The sequence below is a fragment of the Microbacterium esteraromaticum genome (assembly GCF_017303215.1).
In the GTDB taxonomy this organism is placed as follows: Bacteria; Actinomycetota; Actinomycetes; order Actinomycetales; family Microbacteriaceae; genus Microbacterium; species Microbacterium esteraromaticum_C.
Window position 1 is genome coordinate 1,317,013 of record NZ_JAEMWU010000001.1, and the last position, 21,700, is coordinate 1,338,712.

At 69.4% G+C, this 21,700-nt stretch carries 18 protein-coding genes; 7 read left to right on the forward strand and 11 right to left on the reverse strand.

The window, feature by feature from the left end:
- Positions 1-12 precede the first annotated feature (12 nt).
- Complete coding sequence (locus JF543_RS05950; protein ID WP_206823171.1) at positions 13-315, forward strand: hypothetical protein; 303 nt, start codon at positions 13-15, stop codon at positions 313-315.
- A gap of 62 nt (positions 316-377) precedes the next feature.
- Entirely contained in the window at positions 378-2,492 is a 2,115-nt protein-coding gene (locus tag JF543_RS05955) for a RecQ family ATP-dependent DNA helicase (RefSeq protein WP_206823182.1), read from the forward strand.
- Positions 2,493-2,506: 14 nt separating this feature from the next.
- On the opposite strand, the gene paaI is transcribed toward JF543_RS05955, so the two are convergent.
- From paaI to pdhA, 8 genes are all read right to left on the reverse strand, one after another.
- Positions 2,507-2,887 carry a hydroxyphenylacetyl-CoA thioesterase PaaI gene (gene paaI, locus JF543_RS05960; protein WP_206823184.1) on the reverse strand — a complete coding sequence of 127 codons (381 nt, stop codon included), beginning with the start codon at positions 2,885-2,887 and terminating at the stop codon, positions 2,507-2,509.
- A gap of 5 nt (positions 2,888-2,892) precedes the next feature.
- Positions 2,893-4,974 carry a phenylacetic acid degradation bifunctional protein PaaZ gene (gene paaZ, locus JF543_RS05965; RefSeq protein WP_206823187.1) on the reverse strand — a complete coding sequence of 694 codons (2,082 nt, stop codon included), beginning with the start codon at positions 4,972-4,974 and terminating at the stop codon, positions 2,893-2,895.
- Positions 4,974-5,825 (reverse strand): 3-hydroxyacyl-CoA dehydrogenase family protein, encoded by an 852-nt coding sequence (locus JF543_RS05970; RefSeq protein WP_206823189.1) that lies wholly within the window; start codon positions 5,823-5,825, stop codon positions 4,974-4,976. Before JF543_RS05970 ends, paaZ begins: the two co-directional genes overlap by 1 nt.
- Complete coding sequence (locus tag JF543_RS05975) at positions 5,822-6,562, reverse strand: enoyl-CoA hydratase/isomerase family protein (protein WP_206823191.1); 741 nt, start codon at positions 6,560-6,562, stop codon at positions 5,822-5,824. Before JF543_RS05975 ends, JF543_RS05970 begins: the two co-directional genes overlap by 4 nt.
- 136 nt (positions 6,563-6,698) lie before the next feature.
- Positions 6,699-7,886: a thiolase family protein gene (locus tag JF543_RS05980; RefSeq protein ID WP_206823194.1), complete on the reverse strand. Its 1,188-nt coding sequence runs from the start codon at positions 7,884-7,886 to the stop codon at positions 6,699-6,701.
- A 49-nt stretch (positions 7,887-7,935) separates the two neighbouring features.
- On the reverse strand, positions 7,936-9,504 hold the full coding sequence (locus JF543_RS05985; protein WP_206823197.1) for a dihydrolipoamide acetyltransferase family protein: 1,569 nt from the start codon (positions 9,502-9,504) through the stop codon (positions 7,936-7,938).
- Positions 9,501-10,538, reverse strand: a complete 1,038-nt coding sequence (locus JF543_RS05990; protein ID WP_206823200.1) for an alpha-ketoacid dehydrogenase subunit beta — start codon at positions 10,536-10,538, stop codon at positions 9,501-9,503. Before JF543_RS05990 ends, JF543_RS05985 begins: the two co-directional genes overlap by 4 nt.
- A complete protein-coding gene (pdhA, locus tag JF543_RS05995; protein WP_206823203.1) occupies positions 10,535-11,665 on the reverse strand; it encodes a pyruvate dehydrogenase (acetyl-transferring) E1 component subunit alpha in 1,131 nt (376 codons plus the stop codon). Before pdhA ends, JF543_RS05990 begins: the two co-directional genes overlap by 4 nt.
- 149 nt (positions 11,666-11,814) lie before the next feature.
- On the opposite strand from pdhA, the gene JF543_RS06000 reads away from it, so the two are divergent.
- Together JF543_RS06000 and JF543_RS06005 are read left to right on the forward strand one after the other, a co-directional pair.
- Positions 11,815-12,252 carry an Lrp/AsnC family transcriptional regulator gene (locus JF543_RS06000; RefSeq protein ID WP_179411477.1) on the forward strand — a complete coding sequence of 146 codons (438 nt, stop codon included), beginning with the start codon at positions 11,815-11,817 and terminating at the stop codon, positions 12,250-12,252.
- Between the two features lie 24 nt (positions 12,253-12,276).
- Entirely contained in the window at positions 12,277-13,356 is a 1,080-nt protein-coding gene (locus JF543_RS06005; RefSeq protein WP_206823207.1) for a hypothetical protein, read from the forward strand.
- A gap of 30 nt (positions 13,357-13,386) precedes the next feature.
- Here JF543_RS06005 and JF543_RS06010 read toward each other — a convergent pair whose 3' ends face one another.
- Both JF543_RS06010 and JF543_RS06015 read right to left on the reverse strand, forming a co-directional pair.
- Positions 13,387-14,037 carry an HAD-IA family hydrolase gene (locus JF543_RS06010; RefSeq protein ID WP_206823211.1) on the reverse strand — a complete coding sequence of 217 codons (651 nt, stop codon included), beginning with the start codon at positions 14,035-14,037 and terminating at the stop codon, positions 13,387-13,389.
- Positions 14,038-14,056: 19 nt separating this feature from the next.
- Positions 14,057-15,463 (reverse strand): amidase, encoded by a 1,407-nt coding sequence (locus JF543_RS06015; protein ID WP_206823214.1) that lies wholly within the window; start codon positions 15,461-15,463, stop codon positions 14,057-14,059.
- A gap of 262 nt (positions 15,464-15,725) precedes the next feature.
- Here JF543_RS06015 and JF543_RS06020 point away from each other — a divergent pair, with 262 nt between their 5' ends.
- The gene (locus JF543_RS06020) at positions 15,726-17,174 is read left to right on the forward strand and encodes a glyceraldehyde-3-phosphate dehydrogenase (protein WP_206823217.1); all 1,449 of its coding nucleotides are present in this window, start codon (positions 15,726-15,728) and stop codon (positions 17,172-17,174) included.
- 180 nt (positions 17,175-17,354) lie between these two features.
- Positions 17,355-18,131, forward strand: coding sequence for an acyl-CoA thioesterase domain-containing protein (locus JF543_RS06025; protein WP_206823219.1), 777 nt, complete (start codon positions 17,355-17,357; stop codon positions 18,129-18,131).
- 129 nt (positions 18,132-18,260) lie between these two features.
- Here the strand turns inward: JF543_RS06025 and JF543_RS06030 are convergent, their stop codons facing one another.
- The gene (locus JF543_RS06030; protein ID WP_206550268.1) at positions 18,261-19,706 is read right to left on the reverse strand and encodes a helix-turn-helix domain-containing protein; all 1,446 of its coding nucleotides are present in this window, start codon (positions 19,704-19,706) and stop codon (positions 18,261-18,263) included.
- Positions 19,707-19,815: 109 nt separating this feature from the next.
- On the opposite strand from JF543_RS06030, the gene JF543_RS06035 reads away from it, so the two are divergent.
- On the forward strand, positions 19,816-21,687 hold the full coding sequence (locus JF543_RS06035; RefSeq protein ID WP_206823222.1) for a phosphoenolpyruvate carboxykinase (GTP): 1,872 nt from the start codon (positions 19,816-19,818) through the stop codon (positions 21,685-21,687).
- Positions 21,688-21,700 lie beyond the last annotated feature (13 nt).

A 21,700-nucleotide genomic window follows, 5' to 3' on the forward strand; every position in this document is an offset into this window, starting at 1 on the left:
AGCGGCACCGTCGTGGATGAGAACTCCGAGCAGGGTGCGGCGCGCCCCCGTCGGCTGTGGTTCGCGCTCGCCGCCGCTCTCGCCGTGGCCGTCGCGGTCGTCTTCGCGACGATTGGAGACGGCGTCGAGGCTGAGGTATCCGGATTCGCGGGCTGGATCATCGACCACGCGCACACCGCTGTGTGGGTTCTGTTGGCCGCGGCGCTCGCCATCGCGGCCTTCCGCGGCGCCTGGACCCGCGCCGCGGGGGTCGTAGCCGTCATTGCGGGTGTCGTGTACGCGGTCTTCCTCGTCACTCTCTTCACCGTCGGCTGAAGGACGGCGGCTGGGGCGGGCGTCGGTGGGAGAGCGTCGGTGGCGTGCGGCAGAGTGGAGGTATGGCTTCCTCCGACACCCGCACGGCCGCCCTCGACGCGCTTCGCGAGCTGGTCGGGCGGCCCGATGCCGAGTTCCACGATGGCCAGTACGAGGCGATCGAGGCGCTGGTCGACGGGCGGCGCCGGGCGCTGGTGGTGCAGCGCACCGGGTGGGGAAAGTCGGCGGTCTACTTCGTTGCCACGCTGCTGTTGCGCCGGCAGGGCGCGGGGCCGACGGTGCTCGTGTCGCCGCTGCTGGCGCTGATGCGCGACCAGATCTCCGCGGCCGAGCGGGCCGGTGTGCGCGCGGTCGCCATCAACTCCACCAATGCCCACGAGTGGGACGAGGTGCTCGCCCAGCTCGACCGTGACGAGGTCGACGTGCTGCTGGTGTCTCCCGAGCGGCTGAACAACCCGGCGTTCCGCGAGCAGCAGCTGCCCGCGCTCGTGCAGCGTCTGGGCATGCTCGTGGTCGATGAGGCGCACTGCATCAGTGACTGGGGTCACGATTTTCGCCCGGACTACCGGCGGCTGCGCGACCTCATCAGTGCGATGCCCGCGGGTGTGCCCGTGCTCGCCACGACCGCGACGGCAAACAGCCGCGTTGTCGCCGACGTTGCCGAGCAGCTTGATGCGGTGGGGTCGGATGCCACGGGCGGGCCGGCCGGTGTGCTGACGATCCGCGGGCCGCTCGCGCGGACATCCCTGCGTCTGGGCGTGCTGCGTCTGCCGAGCTCGACGCAGCGGCTCGCCTGGCTGCTCAGCCACCTGAACGACCTTCCGGGCTCGGGCATCATCTACACACTCACGGTGGCCGCCGCCGTCGACACCGCGCGGCTGCTGCGCGAGCACGGTCACGAGGTGCACGCGTACACCGGGCAGACCGATGCTGAGGAGCGGGCCGACCTCGAAGGCCGACTCAAGCGCAACGAGGTGAAGGCGCTCGTCGCCACGAGCGCACTGGGCATGGGGTTCGACAAGCCCGACCTCGGGTTCGTGCTGCACCTGGGTGCGCCATCGTCGCCAGTGGCGTACTACCAGCAGGTGGGCCGTGCAGGACGTGCCAGCGAGAGCGCCGACGTACTGCTGCTGCCGGGCGTGGAAGACCGCGACATCTGGCACTACTTCGCGACGGCCTCCATGCCCGACCGGGAGCGCGCCGAGCGGGTGATCGCTGCGCTCGGCGACGCGCCGATCTCGACGCCGGCACTGGAGTCCATCGTCGACATCCGCCGCACCCCGCTGGAGCTGCTGCTGAAGGTGCTCGACGTCGACGGCGCGGTGCGGCGCGTGCAGGGCGGCTGGGTCGCGACCGGGCAGCCGTGGACGTACGACGCCGAACGCTACGAGCGCATCGCGGCCGAGCGCCGCGCAGAGCAGCAGCACATGATCGATTACGAGCAGACCGACGGATGCCGGATGGAGTTCCTGCAGCGCTCGCTCGACGACGACACCGCGGCCCCGTGTGGGCGCTGCGACAACTGTGCCGGCGTGTGGTTCCCGGCCGAGATCGGATCGTCGGCCGCGGATGCCGCCGGCCAGTCGCTCGACCGTGTCGGCGTGCCGCTCGAACCGCGTAAACAATGGCCGACCGGCGCGGATCGCGTCGGCGTTCCGGTGAAGGGACGCATCCCGGCAGAGGAGCAGGCGGGGGAGGGCCGGGCGCTGGCGCGCCTGACCGATCTGGGCTGGGGCGGCACGCTGCGCGAGATGTTTGCCGCAGGAGCCGCGGATGCTCCTGTCTCTCCGCAGGTGCTCGGTGCCTGCGTGCGCGTGCTCGCGGATTGGGGCTGGGAGCGTCGGCCGGTCGCCGTTGTCGGGATGCCGTCGCGTTCGCACCCGCTGCTGGTCGAGTCACTCGCGCGCGGCATCGCCGAGATCGGGCGGCTGCCGTACCTGGGCTCGCTGGCGTTCGCCGGCGGCGGCCCGAGCGGACAGCCCGGCGGCAACAGCGTGTTCCGCCTCGCCGGGCTCTGGGAGCGCTTCAGCGCCGAAGGTCTCGACGTCCCCGAGGGGCCCGTGCTGCTCGTCGATGATCAGGTCGACAGCCGGTGGACGCTCACCGTCGCAGCCCGCGAACTGCGGCGCGCCGGCGCGAGTGAGGTGCTGCCGTTCGTGCTCGCGATGCGGGGGTGAGCGCGGGGAAACCCTCACTCCACCGCCCGGTTCGTGATCATCGACCGGCCTCGCACCTCGGCCACCACGTCGCCGGTCTCATCGCGCACGGTCACGTCGTAGAGGCCGGTGCGTCCGCTGACGACCCGTCGCACGGCCGTCGCGGACAGCACCTGACCGGCACCCGTCGACTTCAGGAAGGTGATGTCTGCGCCGGATGCCACGGTGACCCGCTCGTCCTCGTTGCAGGCGATCGCGAAGGCCGTATCGGCGAGAGCGAACACCAGACCACCATGGGTGATCGCGAAGCCGTTGAGCATGTCGTCGCGCACGGTCATCGACACGACCGCGCGCCCCGGCTCGTCGACCTCGACGGTCATGCCGAGCATCGCCGAGGCGGCGTCGCGTCGCATCATCTCCCTCACGCCGTCACGACCTCGGCCGCCGCCTCCTTGGTGACCAGTGTCAGCACGTCGTACGTCGCGACGATCTCATCGTCCTGGTTGCGGATCACAGCGTCCCAGCGCACCTCGCCGTACTCGTCGGTCTCGCGCGGCGTGATCTGCTTGGCGGTCAGATCGACGCGGATGCTGTCACCCGGCGACACCGGTGTGATGAACCGCAGATTCTCGAGGCCGTAGTTGGCGAGCACGGGGCCGGGCTCGGGATCGACGAACAGCCCCGCTGCCCACGAGACCAGCAGGTAACCATGTGCGACGCGGCCGGGGAAGAACGGGTTGGCCGCGGCGGATTCCTCGTCCATGTGCGCGTAGAACGTGTCGCCGGTGAAGTGCGCGAACGTCTCGATGTCGTCGAGCGTGACTTCACGGGCATCCGATGAGATCCGGTCGCCGATACGCAGCTCCGACAGCGCCTTGCGGAACGGATGCCGGTCGCCGGCGTTCGCGCTGGCGCCGGCGTGCCAGATGCCGGTCAGAGCGGTGAGCATCTCGGGCGATCCCTGCACGGCGGTGCGCTGCATGTGGTGCAGCACGGCGCGGATGCCACCCAGCTCCTCGCCGCCGCCGGCACGGCCAGGGCCACCGTGCACCAGACCGGGCAGGGGAGAGCCGTGCCCCGTCGACGACCGCGCATCGTCGCGGTCGAGCAGCAGCATCCGACCGTTGAACGGCGCGATCCGCGTCGCCAACGCGACGGCCTGCGCGGGGTCGTGCGTGGCGATGCTGGTCACCAGCGAACCGCCGCCGCGTGCGACGATGTCGGCGGCCTCTGCGATCGTGTCGTAGGTGATCAGCGACGAGACTGGGCCGAATGCCTCGACGGCGTGCACGGCGTCGGCATCCGCGCGGTCGAAACGCAGCAGTACCGGCGAGACGAATGCGCCGCCGGTCGCGGTGCCGGTGGTGCCGTCGGCCAGACGCACCTCGGGGGCATCCGTTGTGCCGATCACGATCCGACCGCCGCCGTCGACCAGCTTCTGCACCTGCCTCCGCACCTCATCGCGTTGCGCGGCCGAGGCCAAGGGGCCCATGGTGACGCCCTCTGCGCGGGGGTCGCCGATGACCGTCTTCGCCTCGATGCGCGAGCGCACGGCGTCGACGACGGCATCTGCGACGGCCGTGGGAACGACCGCGCGACGGATCGCGGTGCACTTCTGCCCGGCCTTCGTCGTCATCTCGACCACGAGTTGGCGCACGTAGGCGTCGAACTCGGGTGTGCCCTCGACCGCGTCGGTGCCCAATACCGAGGCGTTGATCGAATCGGTCTCGGCCGTGAACCGCACGCCGCCGGTCTGCACTGCGGGGTGGGCGCGCAGAATCTCGGCGGTCGAGGCGCTGCCGGTGAATCCGACGAGGTCGCCCAGCCGCAGGTGGTCGAACAGGTTCGGCACGCTGCCGCTGACCAGTTGCACCGAGCCTTCGGGCAGCAGGTTCGACTCGACGAGGATGCGCACCATCGCTTCGGTCAGATACCCCGTCGGCGTCGCGGGCTTGATCACCGTCGGCATTCCGGCGAGGAACGCCGGCGCGAGCTTCTCGAGCGGGCCCCACACCGGAAAGTTGAAGGCGTTGATCTGCACGGCGACGCCGGGCAGCGTCGTGTACACATGCCGGCCCAAGAACGAGCCGTCCTTCGACAGCGGTTCGATCGGCCCGTCGACGTGCACTGTGCTGTTCGGCAGCTCGCGCCGGCCCTTGCCCGAGTACGAGAACAGCACACCGATGCCGCCGTCGATATCGACCCACGAGTCGGTCTTCGTCGCCCCGGTGCGGGCCGAAAGCGCGTACAGCTCGTCCTTGCGCTCGGTCAGCGCCAGCGCGAACTGCTTCAGCAGCAGCGCACGCTGATGAAAGGTCAGCGCCGCGAGGCTCTGCTGGCCGACCGTGCGGGCGTACTCCAGGGCACCCCCGAGATCAAGGCCCTCGGTGCTGACGTGCGTGACAACCTCACCGGTCGACGCATCGCGCACCGCGGTGCCGCCGGCGACGGCAGGGGTCCACCAGTCGCCGCGGACGTAGCTGGGCAGAATCTCGGTGTTCATCATTCCTCGTTCCACGTGTAGAAGCCTTCGCCGCTCTTGCGGCCCAGTCGCCCCTCGGCGACCATCGTGCGCAGCAGCTGCGGGGGTGCGAACCGGTCGCCCAGTTCACGGGCGAGCTCCTCGGCGATGCCGAGTCGTACGTCCAGTCCGACGATGTCGGTCGTGCGCAGCGGACCCATCGGATGCCGGTAGCCGAGCGTCATCGCCGCGTCGATGTCCGACGCACTGGCGACGCCCTCTTCCAGCATCCGGATCGCCTCCAGGCCGAGCATCACCCCGAGCCGCGATGAGGCGAACCCGGCGGAGTCGCGCACCACGATCGGGGTCTTGCCGAGCGCCTCGACCCAGCCCCGCGCACTGTCGACGACGTCGGCATCCGTGTCCGCGCCGCGCACGATCTCGACCAGCGCCGAGGCTGGCACCGGGTTGAAGAAGTGCATCCCCAGAAACCTGGTCGGGTCGCGGCGCTCGGCAGCCAGATCATCGATCGAGATCGACGAGGTGTTCGAAGCGAGCACCGCGCCGTCGCTGAGCACGGCATCGACGCGGGCGAGGGCATCCTGCTTCAGGCCGCGGTCCTCGGGAACCGCCTCGACCACCAGGCCGGCGTCGGTGAACACCGTCAGATCGATGCCCGTCCGCAGCCGCGCAGACACCTCGGCCGGGTCGAGCGTGGGGTTCCGCTCAGCGGAGCGGCGGATGCTCTCGGCGACACGGTGCGCGGCAGCATCCGCACTCTCATCGTTGCGCTCAACGATGCTCACGCGCGCTCCGGCGAGCAGGAAGGCGTGGGCGATGCCCGCGCCCATCCGGCCCCCACCCAGCACGCCGACGTGATCCGGTGCGTTCATCGCTTCGCCCTCCGCTGCAGGAACTCGGTCATGCGCCGCTCCTTCTCATCGCTCTCGAACAGTTCGGCCTGCAGCTCGCACTCGATATCCGGGTGCTGATCGCGCGAGGCGCGCAGCGCCCGCTTGGTGTGCTGCGTCGCCCGCGGATCGTTCGCGGCGATGCGGTCGGCCATCGCATGCGCGGCCTCGAGCAGGCCGTCGACCGGATGGATCGCCGAGATCAGGCCCCAGCTGAGCGCCTCATCGGCGTCAAGCACGCGACCGGTCAGCAGCAGCTCGGCCGCGCGCGCGTGACCGACGATCTCGGGCAGACGCCAGGTCGCCCCGGCGGCGGCCATGATGCCCAATCCCGTCTCGGGGTTGCCGATCTTCAGCGTCGGTGAGCTGATGCGCAGGTCGGCGGCGTAGGCGAGCTCGGCGCCGCCACCCAGCGCGTACCCGCTGACCGCGGCGATCACCGGCATCGGCAGCTCGTTGATGCGGATGAACGCGGTGGCGTTGATGGCGCGGCGGGCGTCTTCGGCGCGCCGTTCGCGCAACTGGGCGATGTCGGCGCCCGCGGCGAAGACGGTGTCGGAGCCCGCCAGGATCAGCGTGCGCGGATCGGCCTCAAGCTCGCCGCACAACGCGTGCAGTTCGTCGATCATGTCCTGATCGATCGCGTTGCGCTTGTCGGGCCGGTTCAGCGTCGCGACGACGCGGTCGGCGTGGCGCTCGATCAGCAGCGGCTCGGTCATCGGCTCCCTCCGCATCGCCAGAGGAGAGCCTGCGCGTTCCGGTCGCAGTTTCTCCCGCATCCCGGACGTTGATGCGTGAGAAAGTGCGACGGGAACGGCGTGCGTCTCGTGACCTCGGCTCCCGCGAGCCGGCCTGTCATGCGACCCGCTCCAGGATCATCGCGCTGCCCTGGCCCACCCCGACGCACATGGTCGCGAGGCCGAGGCCCGCGCCTTCGCGCTCCATGCGCCCCATCAGTGTGATGACGATGCGGCTGCCGCTTGAACCGAGCGGATGCCCGAGCGCGATCGCCCCGCCGTCGCGGTTGACGATGTCGGGATCCAACCCCAGACGCCGCATGGATGCCAGCGACTGCGTCGCGAACGCCTCGTTGAGCTCCACCGCTCCGATCGCCGACACGTCGAGCCCGGCCCGTTTCATCGCGCGTTCACTGGCCGGCACCGGGCCGAGTCCCATGATCTCGGGGGCCAGTGCCGCCGTCGTCGCGGTGACGATGCGGGCACGCGGGCGCAGCCCGAATCGGCGCACGGCTTCTGCGCTCGCGACCACGACCGCAGAGGCGCCGTCGTTCAACGAGCTCGAGTTGCCGGCCGTGACGACGCTCCCGCCGGGAACGACCGGGCGCAGCGCTGCGAGTGCTTCGAGGCTGGTGTCGCGCCGTGGGCCTTCATCGACGAGCACATCGCCCGCGCGGGTCGGCACGGCCACGATCTCGTCGGCGAAGCGTCCGGCATCCACCGCCGCGATCGCCCGGTGCTGGCTGCGCAGGGCGAACGCATCGGCATCCTCACGGGTGATGCCGTCGCGCCGTGCCACCTCTTCGGCGGTCTCGGGCATCGAGAAGGTCGCCTTCTCGCGGGCGAGCAGGCGCGCATTCGTGAACCGCCACCCGATCGACGTGTCGAATGCCGCGCCGGGTTTTGCCCAGGCGCGCTCGGGTTTGGCCTGCACCCAGGGTGCCCGGGTCATCGATTCGACACCGCCCGCCACCATCACATCGGCATCGCCCGCACGGATCGCCTGCGCGGCCATGGCGATCGCCGACATCCCCGAGGCGCAGAGCCGGTTCACGGTGATCGCGGGCACCTCATCGGGCAACCCGGCCAGCAGCACGGCCATGCGGGCGACGTTGCGGTTGTCCTCGCCGGCCTGGTTCGCCGCGCCGAGGATGACCTCGTCGATTTCGGCGTCGGGCACTCCGGCGCGATCGACAGCCGCGCGCACGACGAGCGCCGCGAGGTCGTCGGGGCGCACACCCGCCAGCGCACCGCCGTAGCGGCCGACCGCCGTGCGCGCGCCGCCGATGAGGAATGCGTCGGTCATGTCTCTCCTTTTCGCCAGGTCTGTGACGAATAGACGGGTGAGGGGTGGGTCAGATTCTTCGGTAGGCGCGCAGCGGATGCTCGATCAACTCGACCACCCGGCGCAGGAAGCCGGCCGCGTAGCCGCCGTCGCACACCCGGTGATCGAACACCAGCGACAACTGAGCGATGCGCCGGGCCACGATCTCGCCGTCGACCACCCACGGACGCTCGATCATGCGGCCGATACCGAGGATTGCGACATCGGGGTGATTGATGATCGCCGCGGATCCGTCAACGCCGAGGCTGCCGTAGTTGTTCAGCGTGAAGGTCGATCCGCGCAGGCGTTCCGGCGGCATGCGCCCCGAACGGGCAGCATCGGCGAGCTCACGCAACTGCGCGTCGAGCTCACCGACCGACAGCTCGTGCGCTCGCGCTATGACCGGCACCAGCAGGCCACGATCGGTATCGGCGGCGACCCCGAGGTTGATGCCGTCGAACGACAGAATCTCGTCGGCGTCGTCGCTGAGCCGTGAGGCCAGCAGCGGATACTCCGCCAGCGCAAGCACCGTGAACCGGGCGACGAGTGCGGTGAGCGACGGCGCCCGCTCACCCTCGGATGCCATCTCTGCGCGCAACTGCCAGAGTCGCGTGGCATCGACGTCGACCCACACCGTCGCCTCGGGAATCTCGGACCGGCTGCGCGTCAGCTTCGCACTGACGGCCTTGCGCAGCGGACTGAGCTTCTCGCGGGACGTCACGGCGAGGGCATCCGACGGTGAGACGGCGGATGCCACGGGAGCGGATGCCGGTGTGGCGGATGCCACGGGAGCGGCCACCCCGTCAACTGCCCCGTCGACGGCTGCGCGCAGCACGTCGCCGCGAGTGATCGCCCCATCGGAGCCTGTGCCGGTGATGGTGTGCACGTCGACGCCGAGGTCACGGGCGAGGCGGCGCACCAGCGGTGAGCGCACGGCCACGGTGCGACGCGGTGCGGCTTCGGCGGCCGGTGGCGCGGGAGCATCTGCGACGGGAGCGGACGCCACCGGCGCGGGCGTCTGCGAGCGCGGCACGGCACGGGCACGCCGACGTCCTGAGGAGGATCGTTCGGTGGTGCCGTAGCCGATCAGGACGTTGCCCGAACCTCCGGCATCCGCACCGTTCGTGTCTGCACCGCCCGCGCGTTCCTCGGCGCGGTACGCCTCCTTCTCGGCCGCCCCGGGCTTGTCTCCCGCCTCGTCAGCTCCCTCCCACGAGGGGTCAGAAAGAACGCTTTCCGCCCCCGCGGACCCAGCGTTTCTTGACCCCTCGTGGGTGGGGGGTGACCCCTCGTGGGTGGGGGGTGATCCCTCGGGCGCGGAGGGTGACCCCTCGTGAGGGGAAGAGGCGGCGGGGGAGGACACCTCAAGCACGGGCGCGCCAACGGCGATCGTCTCGCCGGCCTGACCATGCAACGCCGTGACGGTGCCGGCGAACGGTGAGGGCAACTCCACCACGCTCTTCGCGGTCTCGACTTCGGCCACAGCCTGGTCGGTGCTGATCTCATCGCCCACCTGTACCAGCCACTGCACGAGCGCCGCCTCGGTGAGCCCTTCGCCGAGGTCGGGCAGGCGGAACACGCTTGCGGTCGTCGTGGTCATCGCGTCTCCTCGTCGTCGTCCCAGTGCAGCGAGTCGATAGCGTCGAGAACGCGATCCGCGTCGGGCAGGTAGAAGTGCTCCAGCTTCGGCGGCGCGAACGGGGTATCGAACCCGGTCACACGGCGTACCGGAGCCTCGAGGTACTCGAAGCAGCGCTCGAAGACGCGTGCCTGGATCTCACCGGCGACGCTGACGTACCCGGGTGCCTCGGCGACGACCACGGCTCGCCCCGTTGCGCGCACCGCGGCGGTGACGAGTTGGTCGTCGAACGGCGACAGCGAGCGCACGTCGATGACCTGAACGCTGCGTCCCTCGGATGCTGCGATCTCGGCCGCCTCCAACGCGACCGGCACCATGGCGGCGTAGGCGAGCACGGTCACATCCGTGCCCTCGCGGGCGATGCGCGCTGTTCCGAGATGGGCGACCTGCGTAGTGTCGACCTCGTCCTTGGTCCAGTACAGCTTCTTCGGCTCGATGAAGATCACCGGGTCGGGCGAGGAGATCGCCGCGCGCAGCATTGAGTAGGCGTCCTGCGGGGTGGACGGTGCGACCACCGTGAGCCCCGGAGTGTGCGCGTAGTACGCCTCGGACGAGTCGCAGTGATGCTCGACGCCGCCGATGCCGCCACCCGAGGGCATCCGGATCACCATCGGCAGGCGCACCGCGCCCCGGGTGCGGTTGCCGAGCTTGGCGACGTGGCTGACGACCTGTTCGAAGGCGGGCAGCGCGAAGGCGTCGAACTGCATCTCGACGACGGGACGCATGCCGTTCATGGCCATACCCACTGCGGTGCCGACGATGCCGGACTCGGCCAGCGGGGTGTCGAAGCACCGTTCCTCACCGAAGCGTTCGGTCAGTCCGTCGGTGATGCGGAAGACGCCTCCGAGGGCGCCGACGTCCTCACCAAACACGACGACAGCGGGGTCGTCGCGGATCGCGTCGGCGAGGGCGAGATTGAGCGCGGCCGCCATCGTCATCGTCTGCGTGGTGGGGGCCCCGGCGTCGAGCCGGACGTCGTCGTGCGCGATGGTCATCGGGATCCTCCCGTCGGTGACACGGCATCGGATGCTGCCCCGCGGGCGATCTCGTCGCGCAGCATCTGCCACTGCTCGTCGAGCTGCGGGGTGCGATCGGTGGTGACGAAGCGGAACAGGTCTTCGGGGTCGAGGTCGGTGTCGGCGTTCAGCGCTGCGCGCAGATCGGCGGCGATCCGTTCGGCGTCAGCGGCGATCCGATCCTCGGTGGCCGTGTCGAGTGCGTCATGCGCGGTCAGGTAGGCGCGCATGCGGGCGAGCGGGTCGCGCTCGATCCAGGCCTGCACCTCGGCACGCTCGCGGTAGCGGGTGTCGTCGTCGGCGTTGGTGTGCGCCTGCATGCGGTAGGTGTGCGCCTCGATCAGCGATGGTCCTTCGCCGGCGCGCGCACGATCGACGGCGTCGCCGAGCACCGAGAGCACAGCGGCGACATCGTTTCCGTCCACACGCTGGCCGGGCATGCCGTAGCCGACCGCCTTGTGGGCGAGTGAGGGGGCGGCGCTCTGACGGGACAGCGGCACCGAGATGGCGAACTCGTTGTTCTGCACGAAGAAGACCACGGGTACGCCGAACACGGCGGCGAAGTTGAGCGCCTCGTGAAAGTCTCCCTCACTGGTGGCGCCGTCACCGCACAAGGCCAGCACCACGGTGTCCTCGCCGCGGTACTTGGCCGCTTGCGCGAAGCCCACGGCATGCAGCAGTTGCGTGGCAAGGGGGGTGGCCTGCGGGGCGACGCGGTGTTCGGTGGGGTCGTAGCCCGAGTGCCAGTCGCCGGCGAGCAGCACCATGGCATCCGCCGGGCTCACCCCGCGGCCGATCACGGCGACCGAGTCACGGTACGTCGGGAACAGCCAGTCGCGTTCGCCGAGTACGAGCGAGGCGGCGACCTGGCACGCCTCCTGCCCGTGCGATGAGGGGTACACCGCCAGGCGACCCTGGCGCACGAGCGCGCTGGCCTGATCGTTGATGCGCCGGCCCTCGACGAGCGCACGGTAGGCATCACGCAGATGCTCGAGGTCGGGCATCTGGTAGTGCTGGTCGGCCTCGGCGGTGCCGTCCGGGGCGATCAGACGCACCGGCTCGTCACGGGGCAGCAGGGTCTCGGGGGTGAGCACGCGGTCGCTCATGTTCGCCTCCTTCGCCGAACGGGTGATCTCAGCATCCTCTCTCCGTGCCAGTCGTCCAACCGTTTCGCCTGATTCCTGAACGTCTGGTCAGGTATTGCGTGTACTGCGTGCAGAGTGTCAGGATTCTGTGACAGATCGAAGGAGCTCTGATGGCCGAGATGGATGCGACGGATCACGCGATCCTCGCCGAACTGCGCCGCGACGCGCGCGCCTCGATGACGGCGATCGCCGAGGCCGTGCACATCTCGCGTGCCGGGGCTCACGCCCGCATCAAACGACTCACCGACCTCGGGGTGATCACGGGGTACACGGTGCGTACCGACCCGGTGCAGCTCGGCCATCATGCGTCGGCCTACGTGATGCTCGCGATCGAGCAGGCGACGTGGCAGGACGTGCAGGCCCGGCTGCGCGCGATCCCCGAGGTCGAGCACATGGCGCTGGTCGGCGGCGATTTCGACGTGATTCTGCTCGTGCGGGCCAGCGATGCCCGCGATCTGCGCCGCATCGTGCTGGAGGACATCCAGGCGATCCCGTCGATCCGCTCGACCCGCACCACTCTGATCTTCGAGGACTACACCCGCGACTGAGCGTCACTCGCATAGCCTGGGGGCGTGAAACGGGAGCCTCAGATCGACGACCTACTCGCCGGCCCACGCGGGCGACGCCTTCTTCTGGAGTACGCGATGGCCGTCGAGGAGCAGAAGGCGCAATGGCAGCTCTCGCGTGCTGTACGCGTCGCTACCCGCGCGTTCGAGTCGGCGGGGACCATGATCTGGATCGGCGACGGGCCGCCAGCAGAACCCGAAACGATGTCGCCCGCAGAAGCGGCACACGTGCTCGCACAGGTGACGCTCGCCGAGCCGTCCCAGGCGCACGCGAGATCGGCACTGGCGCGCTCGATCGACATGGCGCGGTACTGGCAGGAGCCCGACGGGGAGGACCAACTGGCGGCGACCCCCGAGATGCGTGATGCGTTGCAGCGGGTCGCCGTGCACCTGGCGCCGGCGTTTTCGTCGTGGTGGTGGCCGATGTTGCGAGAAGCACAGTGGGCTGTGCAGTGGGATGACGAAGGCATCGCCGCGCCTCGAGCGATCTCTGCCGAGGAGTTGCGCCAGCATCGCGCCCGAATGATCGAAGGCGAGCAGCAGGCGCAACGCGACGGGCCGGTCGACCCCGCAGCGAACATGAGCGGTGACTGGTGGTCGATGCCGGCGTGGCTTGCCCCGTCGACAGCAGGCGAGACCTTCGACGGTAGCCCTGCCGCCCTGTGGTTCGTCGAGGACGGCTTGGGCTGGGAACGCGGCTTCGCGCACCGCGCGACGATCGCACCCGATGCTCGCGTGTTCGAGATCGACGGGCCGCAGGCGTGGGCAGACCTCTGCCGCCGATTCCCGCTGGTGGTCACGGCATCCCGCCGGCACGACTGGTATCGCACGACCGGGCGTGTGGGGGAGTGGGTGATCCCGGACTGGGCGTCCGTCGCCCAGCACTACGATGCCGTGCATCTGCAGACCGGAGCCTATCTCGCGGTCGCTGGCACAGCCATCGAGGTGGGTGATGGCCGTGCGTCGGTCATCGCAGGCTGGAATCCCGACGAGACCTACTGGCTGACCTCGGCGGTGCAGTTTGACGAGCCGCCGCAGACCTGGGTCTCACCCGACGGACAGAACGAGGAGTGGGGGCTCGAGTAAGCGCTGCGTGTGAGTGGAAGCGATTGAGCGTCACTCGACGAACAGGGCGATTCCCTCAGCGGTCTCGGTGATCGTGACGTGCGTCAGGTCGGGCACGGCCAGCGTCGGGCCGTGTGCGGCGGCGTGCTGCCCCACGCCGATCACGCGCATACCGGCGGCGAGTCCCGCCTCGACCCCGGCGGCCGAATCCTCGAAGACGATGCAGTCGGCCGGGTCGATGCCCAGGATCGACGCGCCCTTCAAGAACCCCTCGGGGTGCGGCTTCGACGCCGACACGCTTTCAGCGGTGACCCGAACCTCGGGGACCGCCAGGCCGGCGGCATCCATCCGCGCCGTCATCAGCGCGACATCCGCGCTTGTCACGATGGCATGGGGCTGCCCGCGCAGCGCCTCCAGAAGAGCGGCCGCACCGGCGATCGCGACGACCCCGTCGACATCGCCGGTCTCACGTGCGAGCATCTCGTCGTTCTCTCGCAGGTTGATCGCATGGTCGCGCTCGGGCAGCATGATCGCCATGCTCTGATGTCCTTGCCGTCCGTGCACGACCTCCAGCACGTGCGCCGGGTCGAGCCCGTGCGGCTCGGCCCACTTCAGCCAGATCCGCTCCACCACCGCGGTCGAATCGACGAGGGTGCCGTCCATGTCGAGCAGAACGGCGCGGGCATGCAACGTCGTGGTCATCGCACCAGGCTAGTCGTGCTCAGAGACTCCAGAGCGCCGGATGCGGCAATGCACCCATCTGCCGCTCGAGTCCTGCCGCCAGAGCGACGAGCTGAGCTTCGCCGCCGGGGCGACCGATCAACTGCACGCTCACCGGATGGCCTGAAGCGTCGACGGTCACCGGCAGCACGAGGGCGGGTAGGCCCGCGACGTTCACGAAGCTTGAGTACGGCGCGTACTGCACCTGCTGAGAGAAGCCGCGCGCGGCATCCGCCCGGTCGAACCAGCCGACGGGCTGCGGCGGCAGCGCGAGCGCGGGAGTGAGCACGGCGTCGAACGGCGCGAAGGCGGTGATCGTGTCGCGTTCGAATGCGGATGCTGCCGTGAGCGCCTCCAGCACCTGAGCGCCGCTGAGTGCGCGCCCCTCGCGCACCAGCCACGCCGTGATCGGCTCGACCAACTCCAACTCGGCATCGGTCAGCGTCATGCGCGCCGCGCTCATCCGCCAGATCGTCGTGAACATCTCGGCGTACCCGCGGGGTCGCCAATCGAACGGGTCGACTCCGTGCCCGCCATCCGACAGCAGTGCCGCCGCGACGTCGACGGCACGCGCCGCGTCGGGATCGAGTCGGATGTCTTCGTCGTCATCCCACGGCGAGACCGTGGTGACGCCGATGCGCGCGAAGGTCGTCGGATGCTGCGCCGCTTCGCCGAACGGCCCGGACCCTGGAGCGCGCGTGGCGTACCCGTACGGCCTCCCCGAGACCTGCACGTCGAGCAGCAGCGCGGCGTCGGCCACCGTGCGCGCGATCGGGCCGGCGACCGCGAGCCCGCCGGGGCTGTCCAGCCCCGAGGCGAACGGCACTCGGCCCCGCGACGGCTTGATGCCGACGACGCCGACCGTCGCGGCAGGAATGCGGATGGATCCGCCGCCGTCGGATGCCGGCGCAAGCGGCAGCAGACCGGCCGCAACGGCCGCGGCAGCGCCTCCGCTGGAGCCGCCTGCACCGTTGTCGAGGTTCCAGGGGTCGCGCGCGGGCGGTCCGATCTGCGTTTCGGTGTACCCGGTCAGACCGAACTCGGGAGTACTCGTCTTGCCCAGGCTGATACCGCCTGCCTCATCGAGCACGGCGGCCTGATCGGCAGTCTCGTCCGGAACGAGATCCTGATGCAGACGCGACCCGAACCGCGTCGGCACACCGGCCCGCGGCACGAGGTCCTTGTCAGCGAACGGCAACCCCCACAGAGCGCCGACCGGCTCGGCCCGCGTCACACTCTCCGCGCGCTCGCGTGCAGCATCCGCCGTCACCTCGACGAACGCGCCAACACGGTCATCCAGGCGCGCGATCCGCGCCAGATAGTGCGTCACCACCTCGAGGGGCGAGAGTTCACCGCGACGTAGCGCCGCCACCTGGTCGATCGCGGTCAGGTCGTGCAGTTCGGCCATGAGCCGAGCCTAGGCGCCGCCCGCGACATCGGGCGCGATGCGACCCGCACCCGTCCTCAGCAACCGGCGCAGAATCACGCGAATCCTGCGCGCCAGCGGGCATCCGAATCGCGAAACTTAACGGGATCGTCGCAACCGTCGTTCTTGCGCACCGGATCCGCACGACCTTTCAGGGGTGGGCTCGTACGCTGGAAGCGGGCAGATCCGCCCGTTCCCGCCGCGCCGCGCCCATCCGGCGCCCAGCACCACCGCAAGGACGCACATGTACGACATCGCGACGCATCGCGACGAATGGCAGGCAGACGAAGAACTCGCTGAGCGGATGATCCCGCTCATCGGCAAGCTCAACCGCACCCGTGACGTCGTCACGTCGCTGCACGGTCATCGTCTGCTCGGGCTCTCGACCACCGGCATCCTCGAAGTGCACGAGCGCGTCGCCGCGCTCGGCCACGGACGCCTCGAGCTCGACGACACCCTCGCCGTCCTCGAGGCCCTGTGCGAGATCAAGCCCGGTGCGTCGTCCATCGACGTGGCCCGTCTGATCGCCGAGCACGCCGGCAGCGACCGCGACCTGGTCGACTATCTGCGCGAGGCGCTCGCCCCGGCGCTCGGGGCCGAACCGGCCGAGCCCGTTGACGTCGTCCTGTACGGATTCGGACGTATCGGCCGACTGCTCGCGCGCATCCTCATCGCGCACACCGGGGGCGGAAGCGGACTGCGCCTGCGCGCCGTCGTCGTGCGTCGCGGGGCCGAGAACGACCTCGTCAAGCGTGCGTCGCTGCTGCTGCGCGACTCGGTGCACGGACGGTTCGAGGGCTCTGTCGACGTCGATGAGGAGAAGTCCCAGATCATCGCCAACGGCAACCGCATCCAGGTCATCTACTCCGACGACCCGTCCACGGTCGACTACACCGCCTACGGCATCCGCGACGCGATCATCGTCGACAACACCGGACGCTGGCGCGATGAAGAGGGCTTGAGCCGCCACCTGCAGGCCAAGGGTGCTGCCCGCGTGCTGCTGACGGCCCCCGGCAAGGGCGAGCTGAAGAACATCGTGCACGGCATCAACGACTCGACCATCACCGACGATGACCGCATCGTCTCGGCCGCCTCGTGCACCACGAACGCGATCACCCCGGTGCTCAAGGCGATGGACGAGGCATACGGGATCGTGCGCGGACACGTCGAGACCGTGCACTCGTTCACCAATGACCAGAACCTGATCGACAACTTCCACAAGGGCGACCGCCGCGGCCGCTCGGCGGTGCTGAACATGGTCATCACCGAGACCGGAGCGGCCAAGGCCGTGGCCCGCGCACTGCCCGAACTGGCCGGCAAGCTCACCGGTTCGGCCATCCGCGTTCCCACGCCCGACGTCTCGCTCGCCGTGCTGCACCTCACTCTGGAGAACCCGGCCACCAAGGACCAGCTCAACGACTACCTGCGCCGCGCGTCGCTGCACTCCAAGCTGCGTCAGCAGATCGACTACGTCGAGAGCCCCGAGGTCGTCTCGACGGACTTCGTCGGTTCGCACCGTGCCGGCATCGTCGACGGTCTGGCAACCATCGCCAACGATCGCGATGTGGTGCTGTACGTCTGGTACGACAACGAGTACGGCTACTCGTGCCAGGTGGTGCGCGTGCTCGAAGTGATGGCCGGTGCGCACCCGGTGGTGCTTCCGCCGCGCCGCGAGGTGACGCTCAACGCCTGAGCCTGTTCGGCCGGTGCGAGGCGGGCGCGCGTCGGGCGGTGCGTGTCGGCCGGTGCGGGTCGGTCTCGTGTCGGAAATCCCAGATCGGATGCCGTCGCACCGGCGTGTCCGGTGGTGACATGCCGTGCGGGGCGCGGAACGTCTGGGATTTCCGACGCCCGAGTGCGAGAGGATGACCCTGTGAGCTGCTACTTCCGTCGACTGTCTGCGACCGAGTTCGAGCCCACCGACCATGTCGGCGGAGCATGGAACCCCGACGAGCAGCACGTCGCTCCGGTGCTGGGGCTGCTGGCGCACATCATCGAGGCCGATCACGCGGTGCGCCGCGCGGATACGCCGCTGGTGCTCGCGCGGGCCAACTACGACATCCTCGGTGTCATCCCGATGGCCGCGTTCGAGGTCAGCACCCGCGTGGTGCGGCCCGGCCGCACCATCGAACTCGTCGAGGCGACGCTCAGCCAGGGCGGGCGCGCGGCGCTGACACTGCGGGCGTGGATGCTGCAGACCGGCGACACGGACGACCTCGCCGGCACGTCGCTGGCGTCCATGCCACCGCGCGTGGACCTCGCCGGCTGGAGGATGGACGCCGGCTGGCAGGGCGGGGCGATCCGTTCGGTGGAGTTCCGGCACCGCGATTTCGGGCCGGGGCGGGCTCAGAGCTGGCTTCGTCCGACGGTGCCGCTGCTGGCGGATGAAGCGGTGTCGGCGCGCGCGCGGATGCTCGGGGCGCTCGACTTCGCCAACGGTATCGCGATCCGCGTGTCACCCAACGACTTGCTCTATCCGAACGTCGACCTGACCGCGAGCCTGTTCCGCGAGCCACAGGGCGAGTGGATCGGTCTCGACACGTCGGTGTCGTTCGGCCCCGGCGGCATCGGACTGACAGAGTCGGTGCTCAGCGACGAGGCAGGGCCACTGGGTACGTCGTCACAGACCCTGACGCTGCGCCGACGCTGACACGCGTCCACGAGAAGAGGCTCGTTACCCGAAGCAGGCTGAATCGGCGGGATTCATCCTGTTCTCGTGAACGAGCCTGTTCTCAGTGACGCGTGCCGGCAACCGCCCCGGACAGGTGCGCCACGTGTTCTACTCGCCGGCGTGCCGGTCGAGGAACGAGTAGACCTCGCTGTCGTCGACTCCGGGGAAGGCGCCGCGCGGTAGCGGCGAGAACATGTGCGTGTGCACGCGGGCGCTCGGCCAGGCGCGCCCTTCCCAGCGCTGACTGATCGCGGCGGATGCCCGTCGGCAGCACGTCTCGTCGGGGCAGCTCGACTGTGCGCGGTGCTGGGTCTCGCGTCCGCGCCACCAGCGGGCGTCATCGAAGGGGACGCCCACGGTGATCGAGAACCCGCCGTCGCTGGCCGAACCGGTCTGCGTCGCGCACCAGTAGGTGCCCGACGGGGTGTCGGTGTACTGGTAGTGCTCGGTCGTACGGTTGCGCTGCTCGAACGCGGCGCGGGCCGAGAACTTGCGGCACGCCGGCTGGCCTTCGACCGCACCGGTGACGTCCATCGGCAGGGGGAGGTCATCGTTCTCGTACACCCGCGTGATGGCGCCGTTCTCGTCGACGCGCAGAAAGTGCAGGCGCATGTCGAGGTGGTGCGTCATGAGGTTGGTCATGCGCATGGCCGCGGCCTCGTGGGTGACGCCGAACGCATCGCGGAAGTCCTCGACGGCGAGGTTGCGGTCCTTCTTGGCCTGCTGCAGGAAGGCGACGCCCGCGGTCTCGGGGATCAGGCAGCAGGCCGCGAAGTAGTTGATCTCCAGGCGCTGTTGCAGGAAGTCGGCGTAGTCGGTCGGAGGGGTGTGGCCCAGCAGCCGGTGCGCCATCGCCTGCAGTGCCATCGATCGCAGTCCGTGACCGCCGGGGATGGACGCCGGTGGCAAGTAGATGCGGCCGTTCTCGAGGTCGGTGATGGAGCGGGTCGAGTGGGGCAGATCGTCGACGTAGATGAGTTCGAAACCGAGCTTCTCGGCCATGATGCTGACCGTGCGGTGCGTCAGCGCGCCCGAGATGTGCCCCGCGGCCTTGAGATGCTTCTCTGCGAGAGCCTCGATCTCGGGAAGGTAGTTGCCCTTCGAGCGCATCGTCAGACGCATCTCGGTGTTGGCGCGACGGGCTTCTTCCGGCGTGGCGATGGCTTCGCTCTCACGGCGGTGCAATTCGCGGTGCAGGCCGAGAACCGACTCGATGGTCTCGTCGCTCATGCCCTTCGACACCCGGATGGGTGAGATGCCGAGCTGACGGAAGACCGGGCTGGCCTGCGCGCGGTCGAGTTCGATCTCGAGAGCGGCGCGCTTGTTCGGCGGCTCTCCCGAGATCAGGTCGGCGACGTCGGTGGCGCACGCATCGGCGATGGCCTGCAACAGCGACAGCTTCGGCTCGCGCTTGCCGTTCTCGATCAGGCTGAGCTGCGAACCGGCGATCCCCACTCGCGCGCCGAGGTCATCGAGAGTGAAGCCCTTCGCCGTGCGGTGGTGCCGGATGCGATGTCCGAGAGTGCTGAGTTCGAGTCCGCTGGTGCTCGCCATTCCTTGAGCATAGCCGAAAGATCAGCTTTTCTTTCAACGCAAACCGCCCGAAAGTGAAAGGAAAACTCACGGATGATGGACGTATCGCATCCCCTATCAAGGAGCAGACATGGCACTCGCCGAGACGTACGCACCCAGCATCCCTGCCGCCGCACCGCTGCGCAGCTTCGGTGCCGTGCCCGCGTATGACACCCCGGCCATGGCTGAGCTGCGCGAGTGGGTCGATGGCATCGCCGCGCTCACTCAGCCCGATCGCATCCACTGGATCGACGGGTCGCGCGCCGAGAACGACGCCCTGATGCACACCCTCGTCGACGAGGGCAAGCTCCTCAAACTCAACCCCGAGTGGCGCCCAGGCTCCTACCTCGCCCGCTCGCACCCCAGCGACGTCGCGCGCACCGAGGGACGCACCTACATCGCCTCCGAGCGCGAGCAAGACGCCGGCCCCACGAACAACTGGGTCGCCCCGGCCGAGATCCGCGCCACGCTCGATGGCGTCTTCGAAGGCTCGATGCGCGGCCGCACCATGTACGTCGTCCCGTTCTCGATGGGTCCCGTCGGCGGCAAGCTCTCGCACATCGGCGTCCAGGTCACCGACAGCGCCTACGCGGTGGCATCCATCGGCATCATGACGCGCGTCGGCGACGCAGTCACCCGCCAGATCGCCGAGGGCGCGCCGTGGGTCAAGACCGTGCACTCGGTGGGCGCTCCGCTCGAGCCGGGCCAGGCAGACGTCGAATGGCCCTGCAACGATGAGAAGTACATCGTGCACTTTCCCGACACGCTCGAGGTGTACTCGTACGGCTCGGGCTACGGCGGCAACGCCATTCTCGCCAAGAAGTGCTTCGCGTTGCGCATCGCGTCGGTGATCGCCCGCGATGAGGGCTGGCTGGCCGAGCACATGCTGCTCATCCGGGTCACCGACCCGAAGGGTCGTGCGTACCACGTCGCCGCGGCGTTCCCCTCGGCGTGCGGCAAGACCAATCTGGCCATGCTGCGCCCCACCATCCCCGGCTGGAAGGTCGAGACGCTCGGCGACGACATCGTCTGGATCCGTCCCGGCGAGGACGGGCGGATGCACGCGATGAACCCCGAGGCGGGATTCTTCGGCGTGGCGCCCGGAACAGGCGAGTCGACCAACGTCACCGCGGTCGAGACGCTGTGGGGCAACACGATCTTCACGAACGTCGCGTTGCGTCCCGACGGAGACGTGTGGTGGGAAGGACTGACCGAGACCCCGCCGCCGCATCTGATCGACTGGCAGGGCAACGATTGGACGCCGGACTCGGGTCGCCCGGCCGCGCACCCCAACTCGCGTTTCACGGTCTCTGCATCGCAGTGCCCGCAGATCGCCGAGGACTGGGAGGACCCCGAGGGCGTGCCGCTCGATGTCATCCTGTTCGGCGGACGCCGTGCCAGCAACGTGCCGCTCGTCGTCGAGGCGACCGACTGGACCCACGGCGTGTTCCTCGGGTCGACCATCTCGTCCGAGCGCACCGCCGCGGCTGAGGGCAAGGTCGGCGAACTGCGCCGCGACCCCTTCGCGATGCTGCCGTTCTGCGGCTACAACATGGGCGACTACTTCGGCCACTGGCTGAAGGTCGGCCGCTCGCTGCGGTTCGATCGCGCTCCGCGCATCTTCCAGGTCAACTGGTTCCGCCGCGGGGAGGACGGTCGGTTCCTCTGGCCCGGTTTCGGCGACAACTCGCGCGTGATCGACTGGATCATCCGCCGTATCTCGGGCGAAGTCGCCGCCGTCGACAGCCCGATCGGACGCCTGCCGTTGCGCGAAGACCTCAACCTCGACGGCCTCGACGTCACCGACGCCGATCTGGATGAGCTGTTCGACGTCGATGTCGATGCGTGGCTGGCCGAGGCAGATTCCACCGAGGAGTTCTACAAGGTCTTCGGCGACACGCTCCCGGCCGCGCTGCACAGCGAGCTGGAGGCACTGCGCTACCGCCTGAGCACCGCGCGCTGAACCTCCAACGCAG